The sequence below is a fragment of the Limosilactobacillus mucosae DSM 13345 genome (genome assembly GCF_001436025.1).
Classification (GTDB): Bacteria; Bacillota; Bacilli; order Lactobacillales; family Lactobacillaceae; genus Limosilactobacillus; species Limosilactobacillus mucosae.
This window is the reverse complement of record NZ_AZEQ01000062.1, coordinates 1-974: the sequence shown is the minus strand read 5'-3', so window position 1 is coordinate 974 and position 974 is coordinate 1. Positions and strand designations below refer to the sequence as shown.

Below are 974 nucleotides of genomic sequence, written 5' to 3'. Positions count from 1 at the left end.
GGGTTGTCTGGCAATACATCAGCTGGCGTCTTTGGATTGTCTGGCGTAACGGTTGTTGTAGCGTGCGTGAAGTAGTACTTGAAGTATTGGTGAACTTCGGAATTCTTGTCGTAGATCGTGCCGGCAACAAAGACATTATTATTAGCATTGTCCTTATCAAAGACGTAACCTTGCTTTTCGAGTTCCTTAACGACTTCATTTGGATCCTTGGTAAAGCTGATCGTTTCATCAGTCTTGCCAGTTGCGAATTCACGCGTGTTGCTGATTTCCTTGCCCGTTGTTTCATCATAGAAGATGGCTTGAGCTTCTTGAGGATCACCAACATAAACGACCGTCTTGACAATGTCTTTTGAATCTGGCGTAACGGTGAATTCGTTAATTTGCTGATGGTTTGGCGTGTAGCCTTCAACCGCTGGACTAGTTACAGCTGCAAACGTCTTGCTGTCAGCCTGCTTGCCGTCAATCGTCCATGGATCGTAGGAAACAACCTTGCCGGTAACGTTATCGGTCGTGTAGCCACGCTTGAATGTTACTGCTGCCGTGTAGTCTGGCTGAACAGTCTGGTTGTTTTCGTCAACGTAGTGAATCGTTTCCGTAACCGTCTTTTGATCCGCATTTTCGTCGGTTGCGCTCGTGTGTGTCGTGCCATGCTTGAAGTGAACTTCATAGGTTGGCGTGCCGACACCAAACTTAGTACCTGGCTTGAAGCCGTCCGATACCAGAACGTAGCCGTCGCCTTCGAACTTCTTGATGCCTTCAGCCGTGCTGTAAGGAATCGTTTCATCCGTGTAGCCGTGCAGATCATCTTGACGCAGCGTCTCGCCGGTCGTGTCATCAATGTACTTGACGTAGGCCGTTTGCGCGTCCGCCGTGTAGATGACCGTAACCGTTGGTCCCTGCTCGGCATCGCTGTTGGAACTACGCTTTACTACTGCTTCACTTGGCGTGTAACCGGCAATCGTTGGTGAAGTCAG

The 974-nt window shown here is 49.3% G+C and carries 1 protein-coding gene; it reads right to left on the bottom strand.

Going from position 1 to position 974, the window contains the following annotated elements:
• On the bottom strand, positions 1-974 hold a 974-nt coding region (locus FC47_RS10695; RefSeq protein ID WP_420896574.1), incomplete at both ends, for a mucin-binding protein.